General features: G+C 46.7%; 24 protein-coding genes. 16 read left to right on the top strand and 8 right to left on the bottom strand.

The genetic code is table 11. The features are described from left to right. Nucleotides 1–144 precede the first annotated feature (144 nt). The 5 genes from FR741_RS15940 to FR741_RS15920 all read left to right on the top strand — a co-directional run bounded on the left by FR741_RS15940 (nt 145) and on the right by FR741_RS15920 (nt 3,005). Nucleotides 145–660 (top strand): GNAT family N-acetyltransferase, encoded by a 516-nt coding sequence (locus FR741_RS15940; RefSeq protein ID WP_167427175.1) that lies wholly within the window; start codon nt 145–147, stop codon nt 658–660. A 9-nt stretch (nt 661–669) separates the two neighbouring features. Further along, nucleotides 670–1,401, top strand: a complete 732-nt coding sequence (locus FR741_RS15935; RefSeq protein WP_167427174.1) for a glucose 1-dehydrogenase — start codon at nt 670–672, stop codon at nt 1,399–1,401. 1 nt (nt 1,402) lies between these two features. After that, the gene (locus tag FR741_RS15930; protein WP_085344580.1) at nt 1,403–1,873 is read left to right on the top strand and encodes a GNAT family N-acetyltransferase; all 471 of its coding nucleotides are present in this window, start codon (nt 1,403–1,405) and stop codon (nt 1,871–1,873) included. Between the two features lie 118 nt (nt 1,874–1,991). Further along, complete coding sequence (locus FR741_RS15925; RefSeq protein ID WP_085344581.1) at nt 1,992–2,459, top strand: HAD family hydrolase; 468 nt, start codon at nt 1,992–1,994, stop codon at nt 2,457–2,459. A 33-nt stretch (nt 2,460–2,492) separates the two neighbouring features. Next, nucleotides 2,493–3,005 carry a GNAT family N-acetyltransferase gene (locus FR741_RS15920; protein WP_074190229.1) on the top strand — a complete coding sequence of 171 codons (513 nt, stop codon included), beginning with the start codon at nt 2,493–2,495 and terminating at the stop codon, nt 3,003–3,005. Here the strand turns inward: FR741_RS15920 and FR741_RS15915 are convergent. From FR741_RS15915 to FR741_RS15905, 3 genes are all read right to left on the bottom strand, one after another. Beyond that, nucleotides 2,989–3,516, bottom strand: coding sequence for a hypothetical protein (locus tag FR741_RS15915; protein ID WP_005391876.1), 528 nt, complete (start codon nt 3,514–3,516; stop codon nt 2,989–2,991). The genes FR741_RS15920 and FR741_RS15915 overlap by 17 nt on opposite strands. Before the next feature lie 238 nt (nt 3,517–3,754). After that, the gene (locus tag FR741_RS15910) at nt 3,755–4,039 is read right to left on the bottom strand and encodes a hypothetical protein (RefSeq protein ID WP_047009765.1); all 285 of its coding nucleotides are present in this window, start codon (nt 4,037–4,039) and stop codon (nt 3,755–3,757) included. Nucleotides 4,040–4,106: 67 nt separating this feature from the next. Then, nucleotides 4,107–5,006: a DMT family transporter gene (locus FR741_RS15905; protein WP_167427173.1), complete on the bottom strand. Its 900-nt coding sequence runs from the start codon at nt 5,004–5,006 to the stop codon at nt 4,107–4,109. Nucleotides 5,007–5,098: 92 nt separating this feature from the next. Between FR741_RS15905 and FR741_RS15900 the strand changes: the two genes are divergently transcribed. After that, nucleotides 5,099–6,535 carry an aminotransferase-like domain-containing protein gene (locus FR741_RS15900; protein ID WP_167427172.1) on the top strand — a complete coding sequence of 479 codons (1,437 nt, stop codon included), beginning with the start codon at nt 5,099–5,101 and terminating at the stop codon, nt 6,533–6,535. Nucleotides 6,536–6,631: 96 nt separating this feature from the next. Here FR741_RS15900 and FR741_RS15895 read toward each other — a convergent pair whose 3' ends face one another. The 3 genes from FR741_RS15895 to FR741_RS15885 all read right to left on the bottom strand — a co-directional run bounded on the left by FR741_RS15895 (nt 6,632) and on the right by FR741_RS15885 (nt 10,438). Further along, the gene (locus FR741_RS15895; RefSeq protein WP_048625545.1) at nt 6,632–7,768 is read right to left on the bottom strand and encodes a glycerate kinase; all 1,137 of its coding nucleotides are present in this window, start codon (nt 7,766–7,768) and stop codon (nt 6,632–6,634) included. A gap of 16 nt (nt 7,769–7,784) precedes the next feature. Beyond that, nucleotides 7,785–9,137 (bottom strand): GntP family permease, encoded by a 1,353-nt coding sequence (locus FR741_RS15890; protein ID WP_005391886.1) that lies wholly within the window; start codon nt 9,135–9,137, stop codon nt 7,785–7,787. Between the two features lie 158 nt (nt 9,138–9,295). Beyond that, nucleotides 9,296–10,438 (bottom strand): sugar diacid recognition domain-containing protein, encoded by a 1,143-nt coding sequence (locus tag FR741_RS15885; protein ID WP_005460816.1) that lies wholly within the window; start codon nt 10,436–10,438, stop codon nt 9,296–9,298. Nucleotides 10,439–10,672: 234 nt separating this feature from the next. Between FR741_RS15885 and FR741_RS15880 the strand changes: the two genes are divergently transcribed. After that, a complete protein-coding gene (locus FR741_RS15880) occupies nt 10,673–10,846 on the top strand; it encodes a hypothetical protein (RefSeq protein WP_005391896.1) in 174 nt (57 codons plus the stop codon). A 69-nt stretch (nt 10,847–10,915) separates the two neighbouring features. On the opposite strand, the gene FR741_RS15875 is transcribed toward FR741_RS15880, so the two are convergent. Next, entirely contained in the window at nt 10,916–11,278 is a 363-nt protein-coding gene (locus tag FR741_RS15875; protein ID WP_047009761.1) for a hypothetical protein, read from the bottom strand. A 283-nt stretch (nt 11,279–11,561) separates the two neighbouring features. Between FR741_RS15875 and FR741_RS15870 the strand changes: the two genes are divergently transcribed. The 5 genes from FR741_RS15870 to FR741_RS15850 all read left to right on the top strand — a co-directional run bounded on the left by FR741_RS15870 (nt 11,562) and on the right by FR741_RS15850 (nt 15,784). Further along, nucleotides 11,562–13,409, top strand: coding sequence for a M3 family metallopeptidase (locus FR741_RS15870; protein ID WP_167427171.1), 1,848 nt, complete (start codon nt 11,562–11,564; stop codon nt 13,407–13,409). Between the two features lie 65 nt (nt 13,410–13,474). Then, entirely contained in the window at nt 13,475–14,011 is a 537-nt protein-coding gene (locus FR741_RS15865) for a DUF924 family protein (RefSeq protein ID WP_140288289.1), read from the top strand. A 25-nt stretch (nt 14,012–14,036) separates the two neighbouring features. Then, entirely contained in the window at nt 14,037–14,747 is a 711-nt protein-coding gene (locus tag FR741_RS15860) for an HAD family hydrolase (protein WP_167427170.1), read from the top strand. A 96-nt stretch (nt 14,748–14,843) separates the two neighbouring features. Beyond that, complete coding sequence (locus FR741_RS15855) at nt 14,844–15,161, top strand: DUF4144 domain-containing protein (protein WP_025506254.1); 318 nt, start codon at nt 14,844–14,846, stop codon at nt 15,159–15,161. 137 nt (nt 15,162–15,298) lie between these two features. Then, on the top strand, nt 15,299–15,784 hold the full coding sequence (locus FR741_RS15850) for a VOC family protein (protein ID WP_029846111.1): 486 nt from the start codon (nt 15,299–15,301) through the stop codon (nt 15,782–15,784). Between the two features lie 72 nt (nt 15,785–15,856). Here FR741_RS15850 and FR741_RS15845 read toward each other — a convergent pair whose 3' ends face one another. Then, a complete protein-coding gene (locus FR741_RS15845; protein ID WP_171058451.1) occupies nt 15,857–16,771 on the bottom strand; it encodes a LysR family transcriptional regulator in 915 nt (304 codons plus the stop codon). A gap of 141 nt (nt 16,772–16,912) precedes the next feature. Between FR741_RS15845 and FR741_RS15840 the strand changes: the two genes are divergently transcribed. The 4 genes from FR741_RS15840 (at nt 16,913) to FR741_RS15825 (ending at nt 20,366) form a co-directional block, all read left to right on the top strand. Beyond that, nucleotides 16,913–18,220 carry a DUF1254 domain-containing protein gene (locus tag FR741_RS15840; protein ID WP_053313895.1) on the top strand — a complete coding sequence of 436 codons (1,308 nt, stop codon included), beginning with the start codon at nt 16,913–16,915 and terminating at the stop codon, nt 18,218–18,220. A 151-nt stretch (nt 18,221–18,371) separates the two neighbouring features. Then, a complete protein-coding gene (locus FR741_RS15835) occupies nt 18,372–19,214 on the top strand; it encodes a LysR family transcriptional regulator (RefSeq protein ID WP_167427169.1) in 843 nt (280 codons plus the stop codon). 154 nt (nt 19,215–19,368) lie between these two features. Beyond that, on the top strand, nt 19,369–19,794 hold the full coding sequence (locus tag FR741_RS15830) for a VOC family protein (RefSeq protein WP_167427168.1): 426 nt from the start codon (nt 19,369–19,371) through the stop codon (nt 19,792–19,794). A gap of 59 nt (nt 19,795–19,853) precedes the next feature. After that, on the top strand, nt 19,854–20,366 hold the full coding sequence (locus FR741_RS15825; protein WP_046875590.1) for an O-acetyl-ADP-ribose deacetylase: 513 nt from the start codon (nt 19,854–19,856) through the stop codon (nt 20,364–20,366). Nucleotides 20,367–20,400: the final 34 nt, after the last annotated feature.

Below are 20,400 nucleotides of genomic sequence, written 5' to 3'. Positions count from 1 at the left end.
TCATCCCACAAATGAATATTCAGTAAGAATTCATTCCCCAACTAGACATTCACCACACAAATCACTTTTGTAAGTGCAACCGTTTGATTAAAGAGATAAGAGGATGAGAAACTGGCTCTCTACATAAATGCTGTAAGGACACGCATGTCAGTTTATATTGAGACTCACCGAAGCCGATTAAGACCTATCGAAGCCAGCGATTGGGAACTATTTCAGCGATTACATTCCGAACCAGAGATCATTGAGCTCTGTTTTGATCGCCCGAGCGAAAAACAAATAAAAGAAAAATTTGCTTCGCGATTATTACCATGGACACCAGACAGTCAGCACTGGCTTTGCCTCGTCATACTCGATAAGCAATCTGAACAACCGATTGGCGTCACTGGCCTTGCCATTGAAGAAGGTAACGCAGAGGTGGGTTACTTACTTTTGCCTGAATTTCATGGCCGACAGTTTGGAACAGAAACCCTTCAAGCGCTTCTAAATTGGGCGAGAGCAACACATTACATCGACCGCTTTTCCGCTACGGTCACTGAAGGGAATATTGCTTCAGAGCGTGTTCTCATGAAGTGCGGATTCGAGCTATCTGAAGTCATTCCTGACGCATACCAAATTGGCGACAAGCGTTACGCCGACAAAATCTACTCGCTACAAAAATAAGGATGTATTTTGAATAAAGTAGTCATCGTTACTGGCGCAAGCCGAGGCATTGGAGCCGCAACAGCGAAAAAACTGGCCGAGCAAGGCTATGCCGTGTGTGTTAATTACCGTGCGCAAAGTGAAGCAGCTCACCAAGTGGTCAGAGACATACAAGCAAATGGCGGAAAAGCGATCGCCGTTCAAGCAGATGTATCTGACGAGCAACAAGTGCTCTCCTTGTTTGATGAAACAGAACGTGAATTTGGTGCAGTGACGCACTTGGTCAACAACGTTGGCATTCTATTTACTCAGTCACCGTTGGCGGAAATCAGCTTGGAACGCTTTCAGAAAGTAATGAACACTAATGTAAATAGCTGCTTTCTCTGTTGTAGAGAAGCGGCGAAGCGATTCAGTACTGGTGGCGCAATTGTGAATGTTTCTTCTGGGGCATCACGCTCAGGCGCGCCATTTGAATATGTCGATTACGCCACATCAAAAGGCGCAATGGATACCTTAACCAAAGGGCTATCGCTTGAATTGGCAAACCGAAATATTCGCGTCAATGGCGTTCGACCTGGTTTCATTTACACCGATATGCACGCCGATGGTGGAGAACCAAACCGAGTGGATAGGCTCAGCCCTCAAATACCACTGAAACGGGGCGGTACGGTAGAAGAAGTGGCGAATGCGATCGCTTGGCTACTCAGTGATGAAGCTTCTTATGTTACAGGCTCTTTTATCGATCTTTCAGGCGGTAAGTAAAATGGAAGTCAACATTCGACAAGCAAGTCCCGACGATTTGGATGCAATTTTTGAATTAAACCTACAAATCAACGCACTGCATTTTGCCAATGCGCCTGAAGCTTTTGTAGCACCTTCGGAAGACGACCGAGCGTTCCTCACTCAGGCTCTCGAGAATGATGAACGCTTGTTTTTAGTCGCAGAACATGAAAAGGAGGTAGTCGGCTTTTTAACCGCGATGATCACTCAGAATGAAACCGTCAGCTTTCTGATCAAAGATCCAATTTGTCGAGTAGGAACGATTGTCGTCAATGAAGAACAAAAGCAGCAGGGTATCGGTCGCCAAATGCTTGAGGCCTGTGAGCAATGGGCGCGCGATGCCAATGCTACACAAGTTCGATTAGAAGTGATGGAATTCAATCAACCAGCACAGCGGTTTTACGACAAGCAAGGTTTTAAAACTAACTCACGCATTATGCTGAAACATTTGTAACGATAACGACAATTAAGCGCTTTTCACGACTAAAGCCACCTAAATCGCATTTATCGATGCAATTTATCCCCTGATTTTAGAAAAGACGATATGATGTGCGGATAAAGGAGATTCGAACATGATTTATCTTTTCGATTGGGGGAACACCTTAATGGTGGATTTCCCTCACGCACAAGGAAAAATGTGCGATTGGGAACACGTAGAAACGATTCCTCTGGCCAAAGAAACACTGGCAACACTTTCCCAAAATCATGCTATTTACATCGCGACCAGTGCGTCTGATTCCAACATGGAAGAGGTTCAGCGTGCATTCGTCCGCGTCGACTTAGACCAGCACTTAAATGGCTACTTTTGTTTTGCCAATCTCGGCATCGCTAAAAAACAACCTGAGTTTTATCTTGCTATCGCAAAACAGCTAGGGGTTAACGTGAGTGAGTTAACTATGGTTGGCGACTTGCCTCATAAAGACATTTACCCTGCAATGCAAGCTGGCGTAAATACGATTTGGTTTAATCCAACAGGAGCCAATGCGCCAGCCGATCCCATTCCGAATCAAATTCGCTGTTTATCTGAACTCGTACCTTAACCATCACTAACCTGCACTAATCAAGGAAGATGAATGCAAATCAGACCCATCCAGGTAAGCGATATTGAGCGCTTTACCGAACTGTGGAACCGAGTCTATGCCGAAGGTAAATACCTGCGCAGTCCGGCTCCAGATAAAGACACCCTGACCAATATTTTACGTCGCGTAGAACTTGAATCGATTCCTCAATTTGTTGCTTTGGACCATCACGTTCTGATTGGTAGTGTAGAGATTTTTCCTGCCGAACTGTGCGGTTATGAAGGTGGTCAACTCACTAGCACAGGCATTTTAGGTATTCATATCGATAGAACATTCAGAGGAAAAGGGCTAGGTAAGCAGCTATTGTCTGTCGCACTTAAAAGTGCCTGGGAATATGGTTACGACACCATTGTACTTAATGTTTATAAGGACAACCTTGCCGCGATAGCGTTGTACGAACGATTTGGATTTGAGCACCATGGTGAACTAGGAGAAGTCACTCTCCCCAATGGCGAAGTGTTGATGAGTCAGAAGATGATGTTAAGCGCGCCTAACAACCCTCAGTAACGTGCCCTCGGACGATAGACTCTGTGGATGCTTGATTTACATAATAGAAATAGCATGCCTCTTCTGCCAAGGTATACCCTTGCGGCCAAATGTACACCACCCGATCAAGACCTGACTGGTCGACAAATTGATAATCGGGAATAGACACAAAGTGGGTACTATTTGGGTGTTGCTGACCAATAATACAAAAGTCACTGCCTTTGCAGGGAACATCAATTTTGGACACGCCACTCTGCGGCAAATCGATTTCTAATAACGCGCCAATGCTATTGGCGCTCGCTTCTGGCATACCACTTAAGGTTTTTACGTTCCTATCAATATAGTGGACTTGGTTTTGCTCGGCAGCATTGTCTATCACCACTCGGGCGTTAAAAAATTTAAGCGCGGTACCCAATGACGAATTGGAACTGTGTAACATCGACGCATAGGCTTGGCGATGAATGTGGAGTAGTGTTGGCAACGCAGCCAAAGCGATGAAAGCCAAAGTGGCGAGCACTATGGTGATTTCCATCAGAGTAAATCCCTTTAATCTCACTTTTTTATCTCAGCAGAATGAATGGTCGTTTGCCTCACATCCATGTGAGACCTTGCCAATATATCGCTGATTTAAAACGTTTAAAGCCCTAGTAGATGACAAACAAGAGTCATGGGCCAAAGTTGAGACCGCTCGCCAAGTTACTATGCAAACGCACACATTTATGTGTCAATTTTAGGACTTTATTTATCAATCACTTATTTACTGAAGTAGATTACCCGAGTAGTGGAACGTTATTACGCACAAGTCCGCGACGTACGTTAGTGCACATCTTCCCGAAACGACGGATCTCATCAAACTGCGGAATCACACCCCGCTCCATTGCCGACTCCCAATAAGTAACCTCTGAATCGACCATTTCTAATAATTTCTTTGGACAACCGATGCACTGCCCTTCCGGCCCACACACAAAGGTTTCCGGTTCGTAAATCGGTAGTTCAGCTTTTACTTGCTCGATGATATTACGCATCGCGGTCATTCGATCTGGCTTTAACGTCATCACTCTGCTCCACGGATTAAGATGAAGCAGAATTGTACTCACTGGCACGTTAATGTCCCTACCCAATTTAGGTATATTCTGTTTGAACCGATTTTTTTATCGTCAGATCTGGCTTTTTAACCACTAGATAGACCGCCGTGGCCGCCAATGCAAAGCCAGAAATGCCCATCCAATCAAACGACTCACCAAACGCGAGCCAAGCTTGAATCGCGGTTGTTGGCGGCACTAGGTAAAACACAGACGCCACACTCGAAGACGCGCCATTTCTCACCATGTACAGCAGCAGCAGGATAGCCACACAAGAGAGCACGACGACCAACCACAACACGGTCAAAATAAACTCCAGTTTCCACTGAACTTGCATGGTTTCAAACTGCATCGCAACAGGCAGAAACATGATGAGTGCGGCCAAATATTGCACCGTCGCACCACCAACCATATCCACCTGTTGGCAATATTTCTTCTGATACAGCGTCCCTAACGTTATACCAACCAAAGACAGTAAACAGACTCCAATGGCTAAGAACTTATGTTGCTCAGACTGCCACTCCATGTTTCCCATCAGCACCATAGCGATGCCGACAAAGCCTAGAGCCAAACCCAGCCATTGCGAGGGTTTAAATTCCTCACGAACAAACACCACCAGCAAAGCCGCGGTTAAAATCGGCTGAATGCCCACCAACAACGAACTCAGCCCGGCAGGCATACCCAAATCAATAGCGAAATAAGTGCCGCCTAAATAGAAGCCATGGATCAACACACCCACCACACAGCTGTGCCAGAAATCGCTTCCTGTTGGCAACCTTCTACGCAACATCGCCACAAGAACCAAAAACAGTAAGACATTGAATGCCATACGGATAGAAAGTAGTGTCGCTGGCTCGGCATACTGCAAACCAAAACGCGCACCAACAAATCCAGAAGCCCAAAGGATGACAAATACAAAAGGGATGGCTCGGATTAACATGATCGCCTCACTCACGCTTGTTTTATGTTTTGAGATACTGTTAATGTAATTAGGTACAGTGTTTTCAAAAAGTGACAGATGGAAGTGTTTTTATGGGCACAGATTTATTGGAAAGCGGTGAAGGGAATAAGTACCTCGTGGTGGAAAAGCACCTTAAACAAGCCATCAATGGTGGCGTTTACCAAGTGGATGATCGACTGCCCTCCATTCGCTCATTGAGCCAAGAATTAAGCGTCAGTAAAAACACCGTGATTCGTGCGTATCAAGAGCTGGAAGCGCAAAACTTGGTGTACTCGGTTCCCAAGTCGGGTTATCGAGTAAAAATCGCCTTGCCGACCTCTCGCTCAATTCCGGATCCGACTCGCGTGGATTTGCTCTCGATCTGCAAAGAAATCCTCACGTACCCTGAATACCAAGAGCGTTTGCCCGCAGGCTCTGCCCACCCAAACATTGACTCCCCCGCGATCAAAAGCTTGTACGCCGAGATTGGCCGCCACAGCCGCCAGCAAACGCATGTACCGAGCCATTACCAATTGCCACCCGGTGATCACCTCTTAATCAAACAACTGGCGAAAATCACACAAGATTTGGGCACGCCAACCAAGTTGGATGAGATCATGGTGACGCACGGCGCGCAGCAAGCAATTAGCCTAGCGCTGCGCGCAACGACACAAAAAGGCGATATCGTCGCGGTGGAGTCCCCTTGCTATTTTGGTAATTTATTGATGCTCGAATCACTCGGCCTCAAAGTAGTGGAAATTCCGAGTTGCCCACGAGACGGTATGTGCCCCGAAGCCTTAGCAAAAGCAATGGCGACATGGGACATAAAAGCGATCATCGTAACGCCAAACTTCACCAACCCAACTGGTGCCATGATGCCGCTAGAAAAGCGCCAGCAATTGCTATTGTCGTCTGGCAATATTCCTATTATCGAAGACGATGTGTTTGGCGGGTTAAGTTATAACAAGCCTTTGCCAAGCTTGAGGTTGCTCGATGACAAGCAACGCGTAATTTACGTGAATTCGTTATCCAAAACGCTCGATTCGCGTTTGAGAATTGGTTGGATGTTGGCGGGGCGATATCGAGATCAAATTGAGCAATATCTACTGTGTGAGAACATGGGCAGTTTGAATCTGATGCAATCTGCCGTGGCAACGTTTCTAACGTCAGGCAAGTATCGAACGCATACTGCGCGAATGGGTCGGGTTTATCAAAACAACATGCGCCGATTCATCCAGATGCTTCATCAATACTTAGATGAATACGAATCTCTAAAAAATCGATACCAGATCAACGCCGTGCAAGGTTCGTTCTTGCTTTGGTTGCGCCTGCCCAAAGAAACGGACAGCTATGCGTTGTATCAAGCGTGTAATCAACACAGAATCAGCCTACTTCCCGGTACCGTATTTGGCACTCAAGGACAATATCGACATTGCGTGCGCCTCAGCGTAGCAAACTTTGGTAGTGAAACCGATTGGATTCACGCGATGCAAACACTGGCAAAGTTGATAGCAAAGCATGTTCGTTAACTCGCTCTTGCTAAATGAACTTATGCCCGCATACGTAGACTGGTAACAACAAAAAACTCCACGCAAAGGTGGAGTTTTTTCGTATCGTTATCGCCCTCAGTGCGACTTAATTTGCCACATTCTCGCGACGTTTTCGGCTAAATTGGCAACGTTGACGTCGGCCTCTTTCATGGCCTCAGGTAAGCTCATCGCCCTTGGTACACAAGCAAACACCGCATCAATGCCGCACTCATAAACCGCCTGATAGTTGTCGCCCACACAGCCTGCTAATGCAATGACTGGTAAATTACACTGCTTAGCCACCTGAGCAACGCCCATCGGCGTTTTGCCATGTGCGGTTTGATGATCGATTCGACCCTCGCCTGTAAATACGATATCCGCATCCGCAACATGCTGAGCAAGTTTGACCGTTTCAAGCACAATCTCAATTCCCGGTTGCAAACGTGCTGGCGTGTACCCAAGCAAGGCCGCTCCCATACCACCAGCAGCACCCGCCCCTTCACGAGTCAGTACGTGCTTACCCGTCGCTTGTTCCGTCAACTCGCCAAACTTGCGCAATGCGTTATCGAGCAGAGTGACGTCTGACGCCGTCGCTCCCTTTTGTGGGCCAAAGATAGCCGACGCGCCTTTGTCACCACAGAGTGGGTTATCAACATCGCACGCTACCAACACTTCGCAAGTTGCTAAACGAGGGTCAAGACCAGAAATATCGATGGACGCAAGCGCCGCTAACCCGTCTCCATTTGGGGTAATTGCATGACCAGATTCATCAAGAAACGCCACCCCCAACGCGGTCAACATGCCCACGCCACCATCATTGGTAGCGCTGCCACCCAAACCAATGATTAAGCGTTGAATACCTCTGTCTAGCGCGTGTTTGATCAGCTGTCCGGTACCAATGCTGCTGGTCAGTTTTGGGTCGCGAGCATCACTCGGCACAAGGTGCAGCCCACTGGCCTCCGCCATTTCAATAACCGCGGTTTCGCCGTCGCCGAGGATGCCATAAAACGCTTCAACATCATTCCCTAATGGCGCGGTCACCGTTGTGAAGACTTGTTCGCCTTGAGTTGCATCAATCAAAGATTGAACCGTGCCTTCGCCACCGTCTGCGACCGGAACCGTAACAAACTCAGCATCATGCCATACGCGAGCAAGACCTGTTTTGATTGCCTCGCTCACTTGTTTGGCGGTTAAGCTTTCTTTAAATGAATCAGGTGCAATTACCACTTTCATACGTATTTCCAGAGACTTATAAGAGAACGAGGCTCAAAATGTACACCAATGCCATTGCCGTGACACCTTGAACGAGCGTAGCCATGGTTTGCGCGCGGTACGCTAAGCCCACCGACATGCGACTAAACTGCGAAACTACCCAGAAGAAACTGTCGTTTGCATGAGAAACCGTCATCGCACCTGCACCGATCGCCATCACCGTTAATACGCGGCCCATTTCTGAATCGAGCCCCAATTGCGTAAGCATAGGCGCAACCAAAGCCGATGTGGTCACCAATGCAACCGTTGATGACCCTTGCGCCGACTTTAGCGCAGCCGCAACGATAAATGGCATGAAAATACCCACGCCCAGCGCCGATAGCGTCGTACCTAAGTATTCACCTAGCGGCGTGGCTTTTAATACCGCGCCAAATGCACCACCCGCACCGGTAATCAAAAGAATAGGCGCAGCAGCCGTAATACCTTGGCTGATTCGCTCGCCAAATTCTTCAATCTTGTTGTCTGACTTGAGTAGGCGAACAGAAAGGAACAGGCCAATCACCAATGCCGTTAGTGGCTGTCCTAAGAAAGTCAGAACATCAAACACAAAACCTTCGCCCAACGGTAAGCTTGGGAATTTCGCGATAGAGCCAAAACAGATCAATAAGATAGGAACAAAAATAGGAGCGAATGCTTGGCTCGCCGTTGGCAATTTGCCGTAAGACGCTTTGAGTGCTTGCCAGTCTTGCTGAATTTCTTCTACGGCTTCAATGCCATCTGGTTCAACATGTTGGAATCGGTTCGCCCACAGCATACCCGCTAACGCCGCAACCGCTGCAACAAACACACCCACACCAATCACTAAACCAAGGTTAGATTCCAGGCCTAAGTTACCCGCAGCGGCAATCGGGCCAGGAGTTGGCGGCACAAACGTGTGCGTCGCGTATAGGCCAGTAGCCAACGCCACACTCATCGCAACGCTTGAGGTTTTTAAACGCTTCGCGAGTGATTCTTTGAGCGAGTTCAGAATGACAAAGCCTGAATCACAAAATACCGGAACAGAAACGATGTAACCGATGATGCTCATAGTCAATGTTGGGAAACGCTCACCCAACACTTTAATAACCGTATCAGCCATGGTGATCGCCGCACCACTTTTCTCCAAAATAACACCGATGATGGTACCTAAAACGATAACCAAGCCAATGTAACCAAGGATGCCGCCAAAGCCAGAAGCAATGGTTTTGGCAATGCTATCTGCCGGTAAGCCGTAAGCAAATGCCGCAAGGAACGCCGCGATGATCAGCGCTAAAAAGGGATGTAATTTGAATTTGGTGGTCGTGAGCACAATAAATGCGATCACCCCGAGCAGGATTAATATAAGGTTCATGATAACTCCATTTATTCTTATTTTGCTGAGCGAGTCCGTGTTGGCTCACTCAACATGTAGGGACGCATGAATTATTAATCGTTTGCTTTCGAATTCCTTTAGGCGGAGTGACAAATGATGTGGTCAAAAAATGACGCGTATTGTGCAAATGCACAATATCACGCCATTTTTGAGAGCCGAGTCGCAATATAAAGCTCCGCTAACCCCACAAAATTGGTGGTTGGCAGCCCTGTTATCTCGGTGATTTTTTCTAACCGATAACGCAGAGTGTTCCGGTGAATAAACAGCATTTTAGAGCATTCCGTCACATTGCCATTGCATTCAAACAATGCATCTAGGGTTTTCAGCAATTGCCCAGACTTGTCTTTCTCTTTCAATCGTTTCACGCCATCAATAATTTGTTCACCTTGCCAAATATCCGCCAACGGCGCTAACAGCACAGGCAAACGAAGTTCATCGAACAGGTACTTACGTTTCTCTGGGTAGAACTGCTTGCCAATGGCTAATACCTGCTTCGCGCTTTGGTATGACAACGCGACATCTTTAGGCTCATTAAACAGCTGCCCTAGCGCAATGTGAAACGTATGCGAATCGTGATCGCTTAAACGCGACATCAACTTATCAATGCGTTCACTTTCGATTTGGCTATCCCACTGCTTGGCGGAATGACACGGTTTCAACACCACAATTTCATTCACCGAGACAATCGCAACCAGATTGTTACGCTCCGGATATTCAAGCAGCTCAACAATATTGCGCACGCTCTTCATGCTTTTTGAAGCGGACGGCGTCGAGACTTCAATCACCGTTGCCACTCTTGGTTGAGTCACATCGATAGAAAGACGCATCGCCCAATCTTTCAGCTCTTCATCGGTCAATTTGCCATTGATCCAAGCCAGAATAAACTCTTCGCGATGACGTCTGTCCCACTGAAATTTTTCCACCAGCGCGGCTTGCTCGATTGTTAGTTCAGCGGTCATTTTGACCAGCTTGGCGAAATCTCGGATTTTCTCCGGCTCGCCTGTCACACCAACAATACCGACCACGTCGCCATGCAATTTCAACAGCATATTGATTCCGGGTTTGACACCTTGCAACGTCAAGCATTGCTGCTCATTCAGCTCTAGTGAATCGCCGTGATTCAACGCCAATACCGCGCCATCATGCACTTGCCCAACGCGTTTGGGATCGCCACTGCCAATGATGATGCCTGCGGAGTTCATCACATTTACGTTGTGACCAATGATGGACATGGTTCGATCGACAATTTGCTGTGCTAGGGAGTGGTCGAGAATAACCATTTCGATTTTCCAGATTGACAATTTAATCATTCAATAAATCACAAATAGCCAACTGTCGCGATGATGCAGTTAAAAATAACTGAAGCAGCTCAAAGCATTACTCAATTAACCACACGATAAAAATGGATTAAACCCTCATTTTGAGCTGAGAGTTATATACTTAGAACAAAGGTCACCGATGCATTCGTCACTGTGCATCGATACCGCTCGTCTACCTACAGAGGAGGAAACAACATGGAATTACGTAATAAATCGGGTGAAGTCGCAAAAATTGCAGATAATCTCACTTTGAAGGAAATCACAGAAATGGGCTACACCGTAGATTTATGCGATGAAGCATTTGACCCCGGTGAGCATTGGAAAGCGGAAGGTAAAACGCAAGGTATGGGCGAGTACCCAGAGGAGTAAACGTCCTGACGGGCCAGCGCACGAAGCGCTCCATAAACAGAAAAACCGAGCGACTTAACGCTCGGTTTTTTACTTTTGAACTTCTTGAATAAACAAGCCCATCTCTTCAAGATAATTGCCGTTTGAGCATCCCCAATCGGTGACTTCAATCAGCTCGGTAACTAACTGTCCAGATTCATCATTTTGTACTCGTTGCACAAACGCTTCAAAGCGTTCTAACTGCGCCTGAGTTTTAATGCCATGCACAGCATATTCTACAAGCAAGCCGTTGTATGTCTGCCAGCGCTGTTCACCTGAAACATCACTGCTTAAAATTACAGAGCACTTTTGTTGAATGTTCTCAACCGCATCATTTCTTGGCGGCGTGACAGAAGAGCATCCAACCAAAATCGTACCTAGCGCCAATAGCGTAACTTTTGTCTTATTTATCATATCGTTTCCATATGTACTGCCGCGATATAGAAATATTATTACACATGACAAAGATCATCGAGAGCGCCTAGCAGATTAATTAACTGATGAACTGTAAACCCCGTGCCAATCTAAACACTGCGCACTCCAAACTCGTAACAACTCTTGCTAACTCATTAAAATGTAAACAAATAGTAAAATCACGTTTACGCAGTACACTACCAGCAAATTAATTTGTCCCTCCTTTATTATCAACAAGCGTGCAATAATTAGGGGTCTACTCCCAACCATTTGAAGGATCAAAATGACCGCAACGGATTATCTCAACGACCTCAATCAACGTTACCTCTCGATTCACCGCACCAAAGAAGATTTCTTTTGGGAAACTTACATGGGGATCAGCGATGACCATGATGGCTCGACGCAAGCACAAACGGCGTGGACAAGCTTTTTGAGCAACGCCGAGCAAATTACTGCCATCAAACAACAGCTTGAAGCCGCGGACTCAATTACCGACCCACAAGAGAAACAGCAAACCATTACGGGTCTTTCTGGTTGGCTAGCGATGTTTGAATCTCACGCAATCGAGGGAGAAAAAGCACAAGCGTTGAAAAATCAGCTCATTGCCTTTGAAGCTGAACTATTCGAGAAAAAACAGAACCACGTACAAACGTTTACCGATGAAAACGGCAAGCAAGTGGAAGGTTCACTGCCAGTATTGAGCTCAACCATTCGCACCAACAATCATGAAGAAGTTCGCCAATCGGCTCACCAAGCGTTGCTGAACCTTGAACAATGGCTACTGCAAAACGGCTTTATAGAACTGATCAAACTGCGCAACCAGTTCGCTCGCTCACTGGGTTATGCGACCTTCTTTGATTACTCCGTACAAAAAACGGAAAAGATGAGCTCTGAGCAGCTATTCGAGATTTTGGAAGATTTCGAACAACGCACGCGAGATGCGCACCTAAACAGCTTAGAAAACTTGGCGAAAGAGAAAGGCGCAAGCGCACTAACGGGTTTCAACTTTGTTTACTCGTTCGCGGGTGACGTCATGCGTGACCTTGACCCATACGTGCCGTTCTCTAAATCTCTGAGACGCTGGGTAGAATCGTTTGGTCGTCTGAATATTGATTACTCTGGCGCGACGCTAACGCTGGATTTGTTAGACCGCAAAGGTAAGTACCCGAACGGGTTCTGTCACGGCCCTATCCCTTCTTTCTACAATCAAGGCGAATGGGTCGCAGCACAGGTGAACTTCACCAGCAATGCCAAACCAGACCAAGTGGGCAGCGGCTACGATGGCATTAACACGCTGTTCCACGAAGGTGGCCACGCAGCACACTTTGCGAACGTAAAAATGAACGCGCCTTGTTTCTCGCAGGAGTTTGCGCCGACTTCAATGGCTTACGCAGAAACTCAGTCGATGTTCTGTGACAGCCTGTTAACCGATGCCGATTGGCTAAAACAATACGCACTGGATGATGAAGGGAATCCGGTTCCTGATGAGATCATTCAAGCGATGATCAACAGTCGTCAGCCATTCAAAGCTTATGAAGAACGTAGCATCTTGGTTGTGCCGTACTTTGAACGCGCGTTATATCAACTTAGCGATGACGAGTTAACGCCAGAGCGCATCACTAAGCTGGCTCGCGATTGTGAAAAACAGATCCTTGGTTTGGAATGCAGCCCTCGCCCACTGATGGCGATTCCACATTTGCTATCCGACGAAGCGGCTTGTGCGTATCAAGGTTACCTACTCGCGCACATGGCGGTATACCAGACCCGTGCATACTTCCTTGAGAAGTTTGGCTATCTGACGGATAACCCAGAAATTGGCCCACTGCTGGCAAAACACTACTGGCACGCAGGCAATCATTTGTCGCACAACGAAACCATTTTCAGCCTGACTGGCGAGGGGTTCAATGCTAAGTACTTGGCAGATGTATGTAATCTATCGCCAGAGCAAGCGTGGGAAGTACAGCAGAAGAAAATCGACTCACTTGCAACACGAGAACGAGCACCAGTTGCTTCACTGAACGCGACAATTAAAGTCGTCGACGGCAGTAAAGAACTGGCAAGCAACGTCATCTCTGACGAACAAATGTGTGACGATTTTGAACGTTACATCGTAGAGACTTACGGTCGATAACACGCCAAAAGCCAGAAGCCACGCTTCTGGCTTTTTGCTATTAAGGCACAACAAAAGGAAGCGCCATGCATCAACAAATCATCAAGTTCTGGTTCGAAGAGCTAACGCCTCAAAACTGGTTTGAAAACAACCCAGAACTGGACAAACATATTGCATCACGATTTGCCTCGGTACTAGAACAAGCCGCTCGTTGTGAACTGTTTAATTGGCGTGACAGCGCACAAGGACGATTGGCCGAAATCATCGTCCTCGATCAGTTTTCACGGAATGTGTATCGCAACACCCCAAAAGCATTTGCGCAAGACCCGCTCGCATTAGCATTGGCTCAAGAAGCAATTCGGTTAGGACACGATCAAGAATTAGTGCCTGAGCAGCTAAGCTTTTTGTACATGCCGTTTATGCACAGCGAATCTCGCCTCATTCATGTCGAAGCAGAGAAATTGTTTCGCGCATCAGGGCTTGAAAATAACTACGATTTTGAGCTAAAACACAAAGCCATCATCGACCAATTTGGACGTTACCCACATCGCAACGCCATCTTGGGTAGAGAAAGCACACCCGAAGAGTTAGCATTTTTGCAGCAACCCGGTTCCAGCTTTTAACCATCAATAACAACGAGAACGTTGAATGAAATTAGACGCCATATTGTGGGATTACGATGGGACACTCGTAAACTCTGTACCGAAAAACATCGACATCACCAAAGCGATCTTAGCCATCGTTGCCCCGCATTTAACTGGCGATAATTTACCGAAATATCTCCATTCAGAAGCCAACTATCACTACGCAAACCACGCGGCGAAAAACTGGCAAGAGCTCTACGTGGATTACTACGGCATGTCCCATGATGAAATGCTAAAAGCTGGTGGTTTATGGGCAGAGCATCAAGAGAAAAACCAAACACCAGTAACCCTGTTTGAAGGCATTGATGGCGTGATTAAAGAGTTTGCGCAGCTGCCTCACGGCATTTGCTCTCAAAACTCACAAAGCAATATTCGTCGAGTGCTGTCCGACAACGGCATCAGCGCGCCGTTTAAATCCATCGTCGGGTATGATGACGTCTCAAACGGGCACCAAAAGCCCAATGCTTACAGTGGCATCAAATGCGTTGAGTCGATTTTTGGTTGCGCAGAAAATCGACAGCTGATGTACATCGGTGACCATGAAGCCGACACGCAATTCGCACGCAACATCGAACAGCAGTTGGGTGGCCAAAGTAAGGTGATTGCCGTTGCAGCAGCGTACAGCGGCGCGATGCCAGAGCGTTGGAGCGTGCAACCAGATTACGTGGCAAGAACGGTTGACGAGCTGTTTTCGATTATTGCTCAACACATGTAATTTTTGACTGCGGTTTAAGGCCAACACCTTGAATATCAGCGCTCACCTTGCCCTTTCAGACATTGAAACAATTTTAGCCACTACACTGGAGGCCCCATGGTTACATGGCCATGTTTATTGAAACTCGATGGCGACGATGAACTTATCTATTTGCGTTCTCATGCCGATCTTGATTCCGAATGCGAAGCGCTCATTTTGGGGCCAGATGATTACGTAATTGACTCAAATGGCAACACGTTCGGGTTGCAATACAACGATTCGAACACCACCGTTTTACAACCGGAAGAACGCACTCTGTCCGTCGAGGAAGTTACGTCGCTCATCCAGTCGCATGAGTTTAGTCTCGCACAAAGGTGCATCATCAAAATTCACTTCACCTCGGTACAGCAAGCAGTTGAGGCATTAGCCAATTAGCTCGAACTCTGCTCCATTGATTACATAAAATTATTATTTTTATAATTTATGATAATTTCATGTGATTAAAACCGCACCATATACTCTCCCACATCGAAACAAAACAACGTTTAAGCACACATGTTGGGAGCAAACAAATGAAAATGAATCATGTCGGTATTATGGTCGGAGATATGGATAAAGCGGTTGAGTTTTACACGCAAGCGCTTGGTCTAAAAGTCGTTATGGGTAACACGAAAGTGATTGAAGAACGCGAAACCGCAATTGGCAGAATGTGTATTGCGGTCTTTGGTAAGGGCTTTAAAGGCTTCAACATTGCGCATCTAGTGACAAGCGATGGCATCGGACTTGAGTTATTTGAAATGAAAGAGCGTCAAGAGCGCCATGAAGTGGATTTTTCTCGCATCGGTATCTTCCATTTCTGTTTGCAGACGGACGACTTTGAAGGTGCAATCAAGCGCACTGAAGCGTTTGGTGGCAAAGTTCGTATGGACATCATGCGTTACCACCCAGAAGACGATAACAAGCCTGCGAAAATGGTTTATCTAGAAGACCCATTCGGCAACCTGTTCGAGCTTTACTCGCACACTTATGAAGAAACTTACGCTTCTGAATACGAGTAATTACATCATGCAACACAACCGGGATCAGTGCGTTACTGAACCCGGTTGTTCAAACCGTTTCACCAACCATTGTTACGACTCAATGCCTAACGACTTCATCAACGATTCAACGGTATTGTTAACCCACAATATCAACGGATCATTACGGCGCTTTACGCTGTAAACGTAACCGAAGTTACCCTCTAATTTCGGCAGCGCGTCATCAAATTCGATAAAAGAAAAACGCTTATCTAACTGATTGATCAAGTGACGCGAACAAGGAAACAGCACATCGCTATCCGCAACCAAATTCAAAATGGTGTTGATGTGCGTGGTACGCAGTTGAATTCTTGGGACAACTGAAAAAGGCTGTAATAAGCGCGAGATGTGATCTTCTTTTTCATTCCAATGTTGGATGATGTGAACCGCGTACGCGTACTCTGAAATGTCATCCAAATACATGCGTTTGCCACCATGCGGATGCGTCGCGCGACAGGCCAGAGCAAAGTCGTCCCGCCCGCCTTTTTTCTGAACCAGATGCTTCGGCAATTCCATAGGGAAATAGTTGATGCCAAAAGCGATTTCACCCGCATCGATTTTGTCTGGCGTGGTTTCCGTCCAGTCTTCGATCACCAAGTTCATAAACGGCGCTTCTTTGGCTAGCAGCTGAGTAAACGCGGCAGAAAACCATTGCGCAATGGACGAGTTGATCGCAACACGCAGAACACAGCTTTCGGTCGCAGGATCAAAACTATGAGAAACATTCACTAGCTTGTCGATGTCGTTGATGATCCCAGAAAGCTGCGCTTTGATCTCTTCGGCTTTCGGCGTGAGCTCCATATTGGTGCCCTTACGCACTAAAATGTCGTCGTTAAACAAATCCCGAATTTTACGCAAGCTTCGACTCACAGCTGGCTGGCTGGTGCACAAACGCTCCGCAGCCGTTGTGGTGTTGCGTGTTTCAAGAATCACCGCAAGCACCTTGAGCAAATTGTAATCAAAGTTCATCAACGTTATCTCTTTAGCTTTTCTCAAAGCATATCACTTTTGATATAGACTAAATACTCACAATTCATTTCTGTAATAAACGGGTTAACGACTAAGCTTAGCTGGAAACATATCCTCACAAACAAATGGATGAAACCAGCCATGAAACAAAAATTACTCGTTACTCTATTGGGATTATCAGCGCTAGGAGCCAGCTCTGTATTTGCGGCTAACACCAATGTTGATCTTGCAGAAGATGCTTATATCTACGGCTACTCTATCGATGAAGCGTACAAGTTTTTCTATCACACGGCGGTAGAAAACAACTATCCACTGAACCGCTTTCAGAATATTCGTGCTCTAGCTGATGACTCTTACACCGCTCACCCAACCATTAATAACGATACGCTTCACCTTATGGGCTGGTTAGATGTTGCTGCAGAACCTGTCATTGTGAGCGTGCCTGATATGGATGAAGGCCGTTACTGGATCTTGCACACAATGGACATGGGCCACTACACCAACGCAGCGTTCAGTTCTCGTACTCGCGGAACAAAAGGCGGCCAGTTCATGTTTGCAGCACAAGATTGGCAAGGTGAAGTGCCAGCGTCTGTCGACGAAGTGGTTCGCGTAGACAGCAATCTTGTGAAGCTGATGGGTCGCATCATGGCAGTGAATGACGAAGACGCAAAAGTCGCGCTTAACTACATGGACCAATGGAACATTCGTACCCTATCGGAATATTTAGGTAAGAACGGGCCAAAACCAGTACAAAGAACGTATCCAGATCCAAAAAATTCAACATGGCTTGAACGCGTGAACTTCGTGCTATGTGATGGCTCGATGGGCAATGCAGACAAACAGTGGTTGGACAAATACCAATCTATCGGCGTTGAACCATGCAAAACTGACTTCACACCTGAGCAGCTAAAACTGGCAAAAGTTGGTGAGAAGAAAGGCATGGAACACCTCGTCGAACTTGCACCTAAAATGACAGATGCTCGTACGTTGCTTGGTACACGCGATACCTTGGGTGATGCGCCACGCGATATTTTTGCAGAAGGTACTTACCTTGGTCAGTGGGGTTTACCACCTATCGAAGCGTCTTACCGTAAATCAGATTTCGACAGCACTGGTCAAAAACTGGATGGTTCGAAGCATGATTACGTGATGCGCTTTAAAGCGCCGAACGTCAGCGAATTCTGGTCTGTTACTATTTACGGCAACGACAACCGTTTGATGGCGAAAAACGACCTAAACCGCCACAGCCGTGGCGACCGAACCATGAAAGCGGACAAAGACGGTTACTACACCATTTACATGAGTGCGAACGAGAAAGGCCGAGCAGACGATCCAAACTTCTTGCCAGTACCTGAAAAACCGTTCTACGCCATCATGCGTTTTTACGGCGCAGACGATGCAATCCAAAGTGGTGAGTATCAAATGCCTGAAATCAAAGTAGTCAAATAATTCGTTTTAACGAACCACTACTCTGTCGCCTCCTTAGCTCGTAAGTGCGTTAAGGAGGCTTATTTCAAGGTGGGTGCCTAGGGCGAACATCTAGCCCAAAAATCAAAGATACGCCCACTGAATCTAGTGATTATTTTTATTTAGGTATCGTATGGATTTTAATCTAATCCAAACCTTTTTAATTGTTGCTGAATATCAATCTTACTCTCGCGCCGCAGAGCACCTAGGGCTAACTCAGCCAGCGATTAGCGCATCCATGAAGCGTTTGGAAAAAGAAACCAACAAATCGTTATTTGTGAAGGATGGGCGACAAATCAAACTCACTTCTGTAGCGCATCAGTTGCTACCTAAATTTCATCAGGCGTTTGCGATGATCAATGATGCCATTTCCGATCAAAGCACTTTCCGCCTGAGCTGTAACGAAGCGCTGCTCCACCGCATCACACCAACCAACACGATCAGCATTTGCGCCGATACGGATTTACCTTCGTTATTGAACGATCTACGACTTAAACAGATCGATTTGATTATTAGCCCAACGACCATTCATGACCCATCATTTATCAGTGAGTCAATTTTTGAAGAGCCAATGGTGGTGATTTGTCGTCAAGATCACCCACGTATCGCAGGAAAAATCGAACAAGAACAGTTTTATTCTGAAAAGCACTGTCGGTTTGTCGGAGACGAAGACTTCCCAGTTAGCAACACCGAAATTCACCAGCCAGGGCTGCAAGAGCGTGATGTGGAAATGATGACAACATCGCTCTCTGGCATGATGCTTTATGTGGCGAAACACGATTGCTTAGGCGTGCTTCCCCTGTCTTTGGCGCAGAAATGGCAATCGGCTTTGAATCTGCAAGTCATTCAAACTCCAATGTTTTCCGAGCCAGTCAGCTATAAGCTGATTTTCCATAAACGAGATGAATCCAGCACTTCCCATCAATGTTTGCGAGCTTGGGCGCGTGAGCAATTTGCTACAGGCCTAAACGCCTGACTCGGTCGCACATCAAGGCGTTTCGCCAAAAACTCTTTCTCTCTTCTTAAACGCACTCTTTATGACTAAATGCGCATATGTTAAAAATGGCTTAACGATCAATATGGACGTTCAGGTCGTATACTTTTCCATAACCGCACAAAAGGAGTGAAGCATGCCCACCAACAACCCAATCGCAATCCAAGCCCTTGATCATGTCGTGTTAAGAACGTGCAACCTCGACGCCATGTTGCATTTCTATCGAGATATTTTGGGCTGCCCTGTCGAGCGCGAAGTAATGGAGCTTGGTTTAACCCAGCTCAGGACTGGTAACGCATTGATTGATGTGGTGACGGTGGACAGCGAGTTAGGGCAACTTGGCGGAAAGCCACCAGCTCAAAATGGTCGTAATATTGACCATTTTTGCCTGCAACTAGCGCCTTTTTCCGAAAATGAAATACTGGAATATCTGCGTTCGAACGGCATTGAAACCGAAGAGTTTGCGAAGCGGTATGGCGCACAAGGGTTCGGTAGATCACTCTATATACATGATCCGGAAGGAAATGTCGTCGAGTTAAAACCTCAAGTGATTGATGAGTAAGCTACACTTAACTGTGTTACTGACCATTTGTTTCTCATCATTGTAGAAGGCTCAAAAAAATGAACGCGATCTCGTTAGTCCAAGGCGACATTACCACCGCACATGTCGATGCCATCGTGAATGCAGCAAACCCGAGAATGCTCGGCGGAGGTGGCGTCGATGGTGCCATTCATCGCGCAGCAGGGCCTGCGCTTATCAATGCGTGTTATGCCGTTGATGATGTCGACGGTATTCGATGCCCGTTTGGTGACGCACGCATTACTGAGGCTGGCAATTTAAACGCGCGTTACGTCATTCATGCCGTTGGCCCGATTTACGATAAATTCGCCGATCCAAAAGCGGTGTTGGAATCTGCATATCAACGTTCGCTGGATCTCGCGCTCGACAAGCATTGCCAAAGTGTGGCACTGCCTGCGATTTCTTGCGGAGTGTATGGTTACCCGCCCCAAGAAGCAGCAGAAGTCGCGATGGCCGTTTGCCAAAGACCGGAATACGCGGCACTCGACATGCGCTTTTACTTGTTTAGTGAAGAGATGCTTTCGATTTGGCAACGCGCCCTGACCCAGCACTAAAATCTGTGTGACAAGAGACATAAAAAAACCGGAC

This window comes from Vibrio diabolicus, from assembly GCF_011801455.1.
Lineage (GTDB): Bacteria > Pseudomonadota > Gammaproteobacteria > Enterobacterales > Vibrionaceae > Vibrio > Vibrio diabolicus.
Note: the sequence above shows the minus strand (reverse complement) of the source record. Positions and strands in the feature narration are given on the sequence as shown.

Coding starts and splice junctions, on each gene's coding strand:
- FR741_RS15940 (WP_167427175.1), top strand. CDS start 145: ATGTCAGTTTATATTGAGACTCACCGAAGCCGATTAAGACCTATCGAA.
- FR741_RS15930 (WP_085344580.1), top strand. CDS start 1,403: ATGGAAGTCAACATTCGACAAGCAAGTCCCGACGATTTGGATGCAATT.
- FR741_RS15925 (WP_085344581.1), top strand. CDS start 1,992: ATGATTTATCTTTTCGATTGGGGGAACACCTTAATGGTGGATTTCCCT.
- FR741_RS15920 (WP_074190229.1), top strand. CDS start 2,493: ATGCAAATCAGACCCATCCAGGTAAGCGATATTGAGCGCTTTACCGAA.
- FR741_RS15915 (WP_005391876.1), bottom strand. CDS start 3,516: ATGGAAATCACCATAGTGCTCGCCACTTTGGCTTTCATCGCTTTGGCT.
- FR741_RS15910 (WP_047009765.1), bottom strand. CDS start 4,039: ATGACGTTAAAGCCAGATCGAATGACCGCGATGCGTAATATCATCGAG.
- FR741_RS15905 (WP_167427173.1), bottom strand. CDS start 5,006: ATGTTAATCCGAGCCATCCCTTTTGTATTTGTCATCCTTTGGGCTTCT.
- FR741_RS15900 (WP_167427172.1), top strand. CDS start 5,099: ATGGGCACAGATTTATTGGAAAGCGGTGAAGGGAATAAGTACCTCGTG.
- FR741_RS15895 (WP_048625545.1), bottom strand. CDS start 7,768: ATGAAAGTGGTAATTGCACCTGATTCATTTAAAGAAAGCTTAACCGCC.
- FR741_RS15890 (WP_005391886.1), bottom strand. CDS start 9,137: ATGAACCTTATATTAATCCTGCTCGGGGTGATCGCATTTATTGTGCTC.
- FR741_RS15885 (WP_005460816.1), bottom strand. CDS start 10,438: ATGGTTATTCTCGACCACTCCCTAGCACAGCAAATTGTCGATCGAACC.
- FR741_RS15880 (WP_005391896.1), top strand. CDS start 10,673: ATGGAATTACGTAATAAATCGGGTGAAGTCGCAAAAATTGCAGATAAT.
- FR741_RS15875 (WP_047009761.1), bottom strand. CDS start 11,278: ATGATAAATAAGACAAAAGTTACGCTATTGGCGCTAGGTACGATTTTG.
- FR741_RS15870 (WP_167427171.1), top strand. CDS start 11,562: ATGACCGCAACGGATTATCTCAACGACCTCAATCAACGTTACCTCTCG.
- FR741_RS15865 (WP_140288289.1), top strand. CDS start 13,475: ATGCATCAACAAATCATCAAGTTCTGGTTCGAAGAGCTAACGCCTCAA.
- FR741_RS15860 (WP_167427170.1), top strand. CDS start 14,037: ATGAAATTAGACGCCATATTGTGGGATTACGATGGGACACTCGTAAAC.
- FR741_RS15855 (WP_025506254.1), top strand. CDS start 14,844: ATGGTTACATGGCCATGTTTATTGAAACTCGATGGCGACGATGAACTT.
- FR741_RS15850 (WP_029846111.1), top strand. CDS start 15,299: ATGAAAATGAATCATGTCGGTATTATGGTCGGAGATATGGATAAAGCG.
- FR741_RS15845 (WP_171058451.1), bottom strand. CDS start 16,771: ATGAACTTTGATTACAATTTGCTCAAGGTGCTTGCGGTGATTCTTGAA.
- FR741_RS15840 (WP_053313895.1), top strand. CDS start 16,913: ATGAAACAAAAATTACTCGTTACTCTATTGGGATTATCAGCGCTAGGA.
- FR741_RS15835 (WP_167427169.1), top strand. CDS start 18,372: ATGGATTTTAATCTAATCCAAACCTTTTTAATTGTTGCTGAATATCAA.
- FR741_RS15830 (WP_167427168.1), top strand. CDS start 19,369: ATGCCCACCAACAACCCAATCGCAATCCAAGCCCTTGATCATGTCGTG.
- FR741_RS15825 (WP_046875590.1), top strand. CDS start 19,854: ATGAACGCGATCTCGTTAGTCCAAGGCGACATTACCACCGCACATGTC.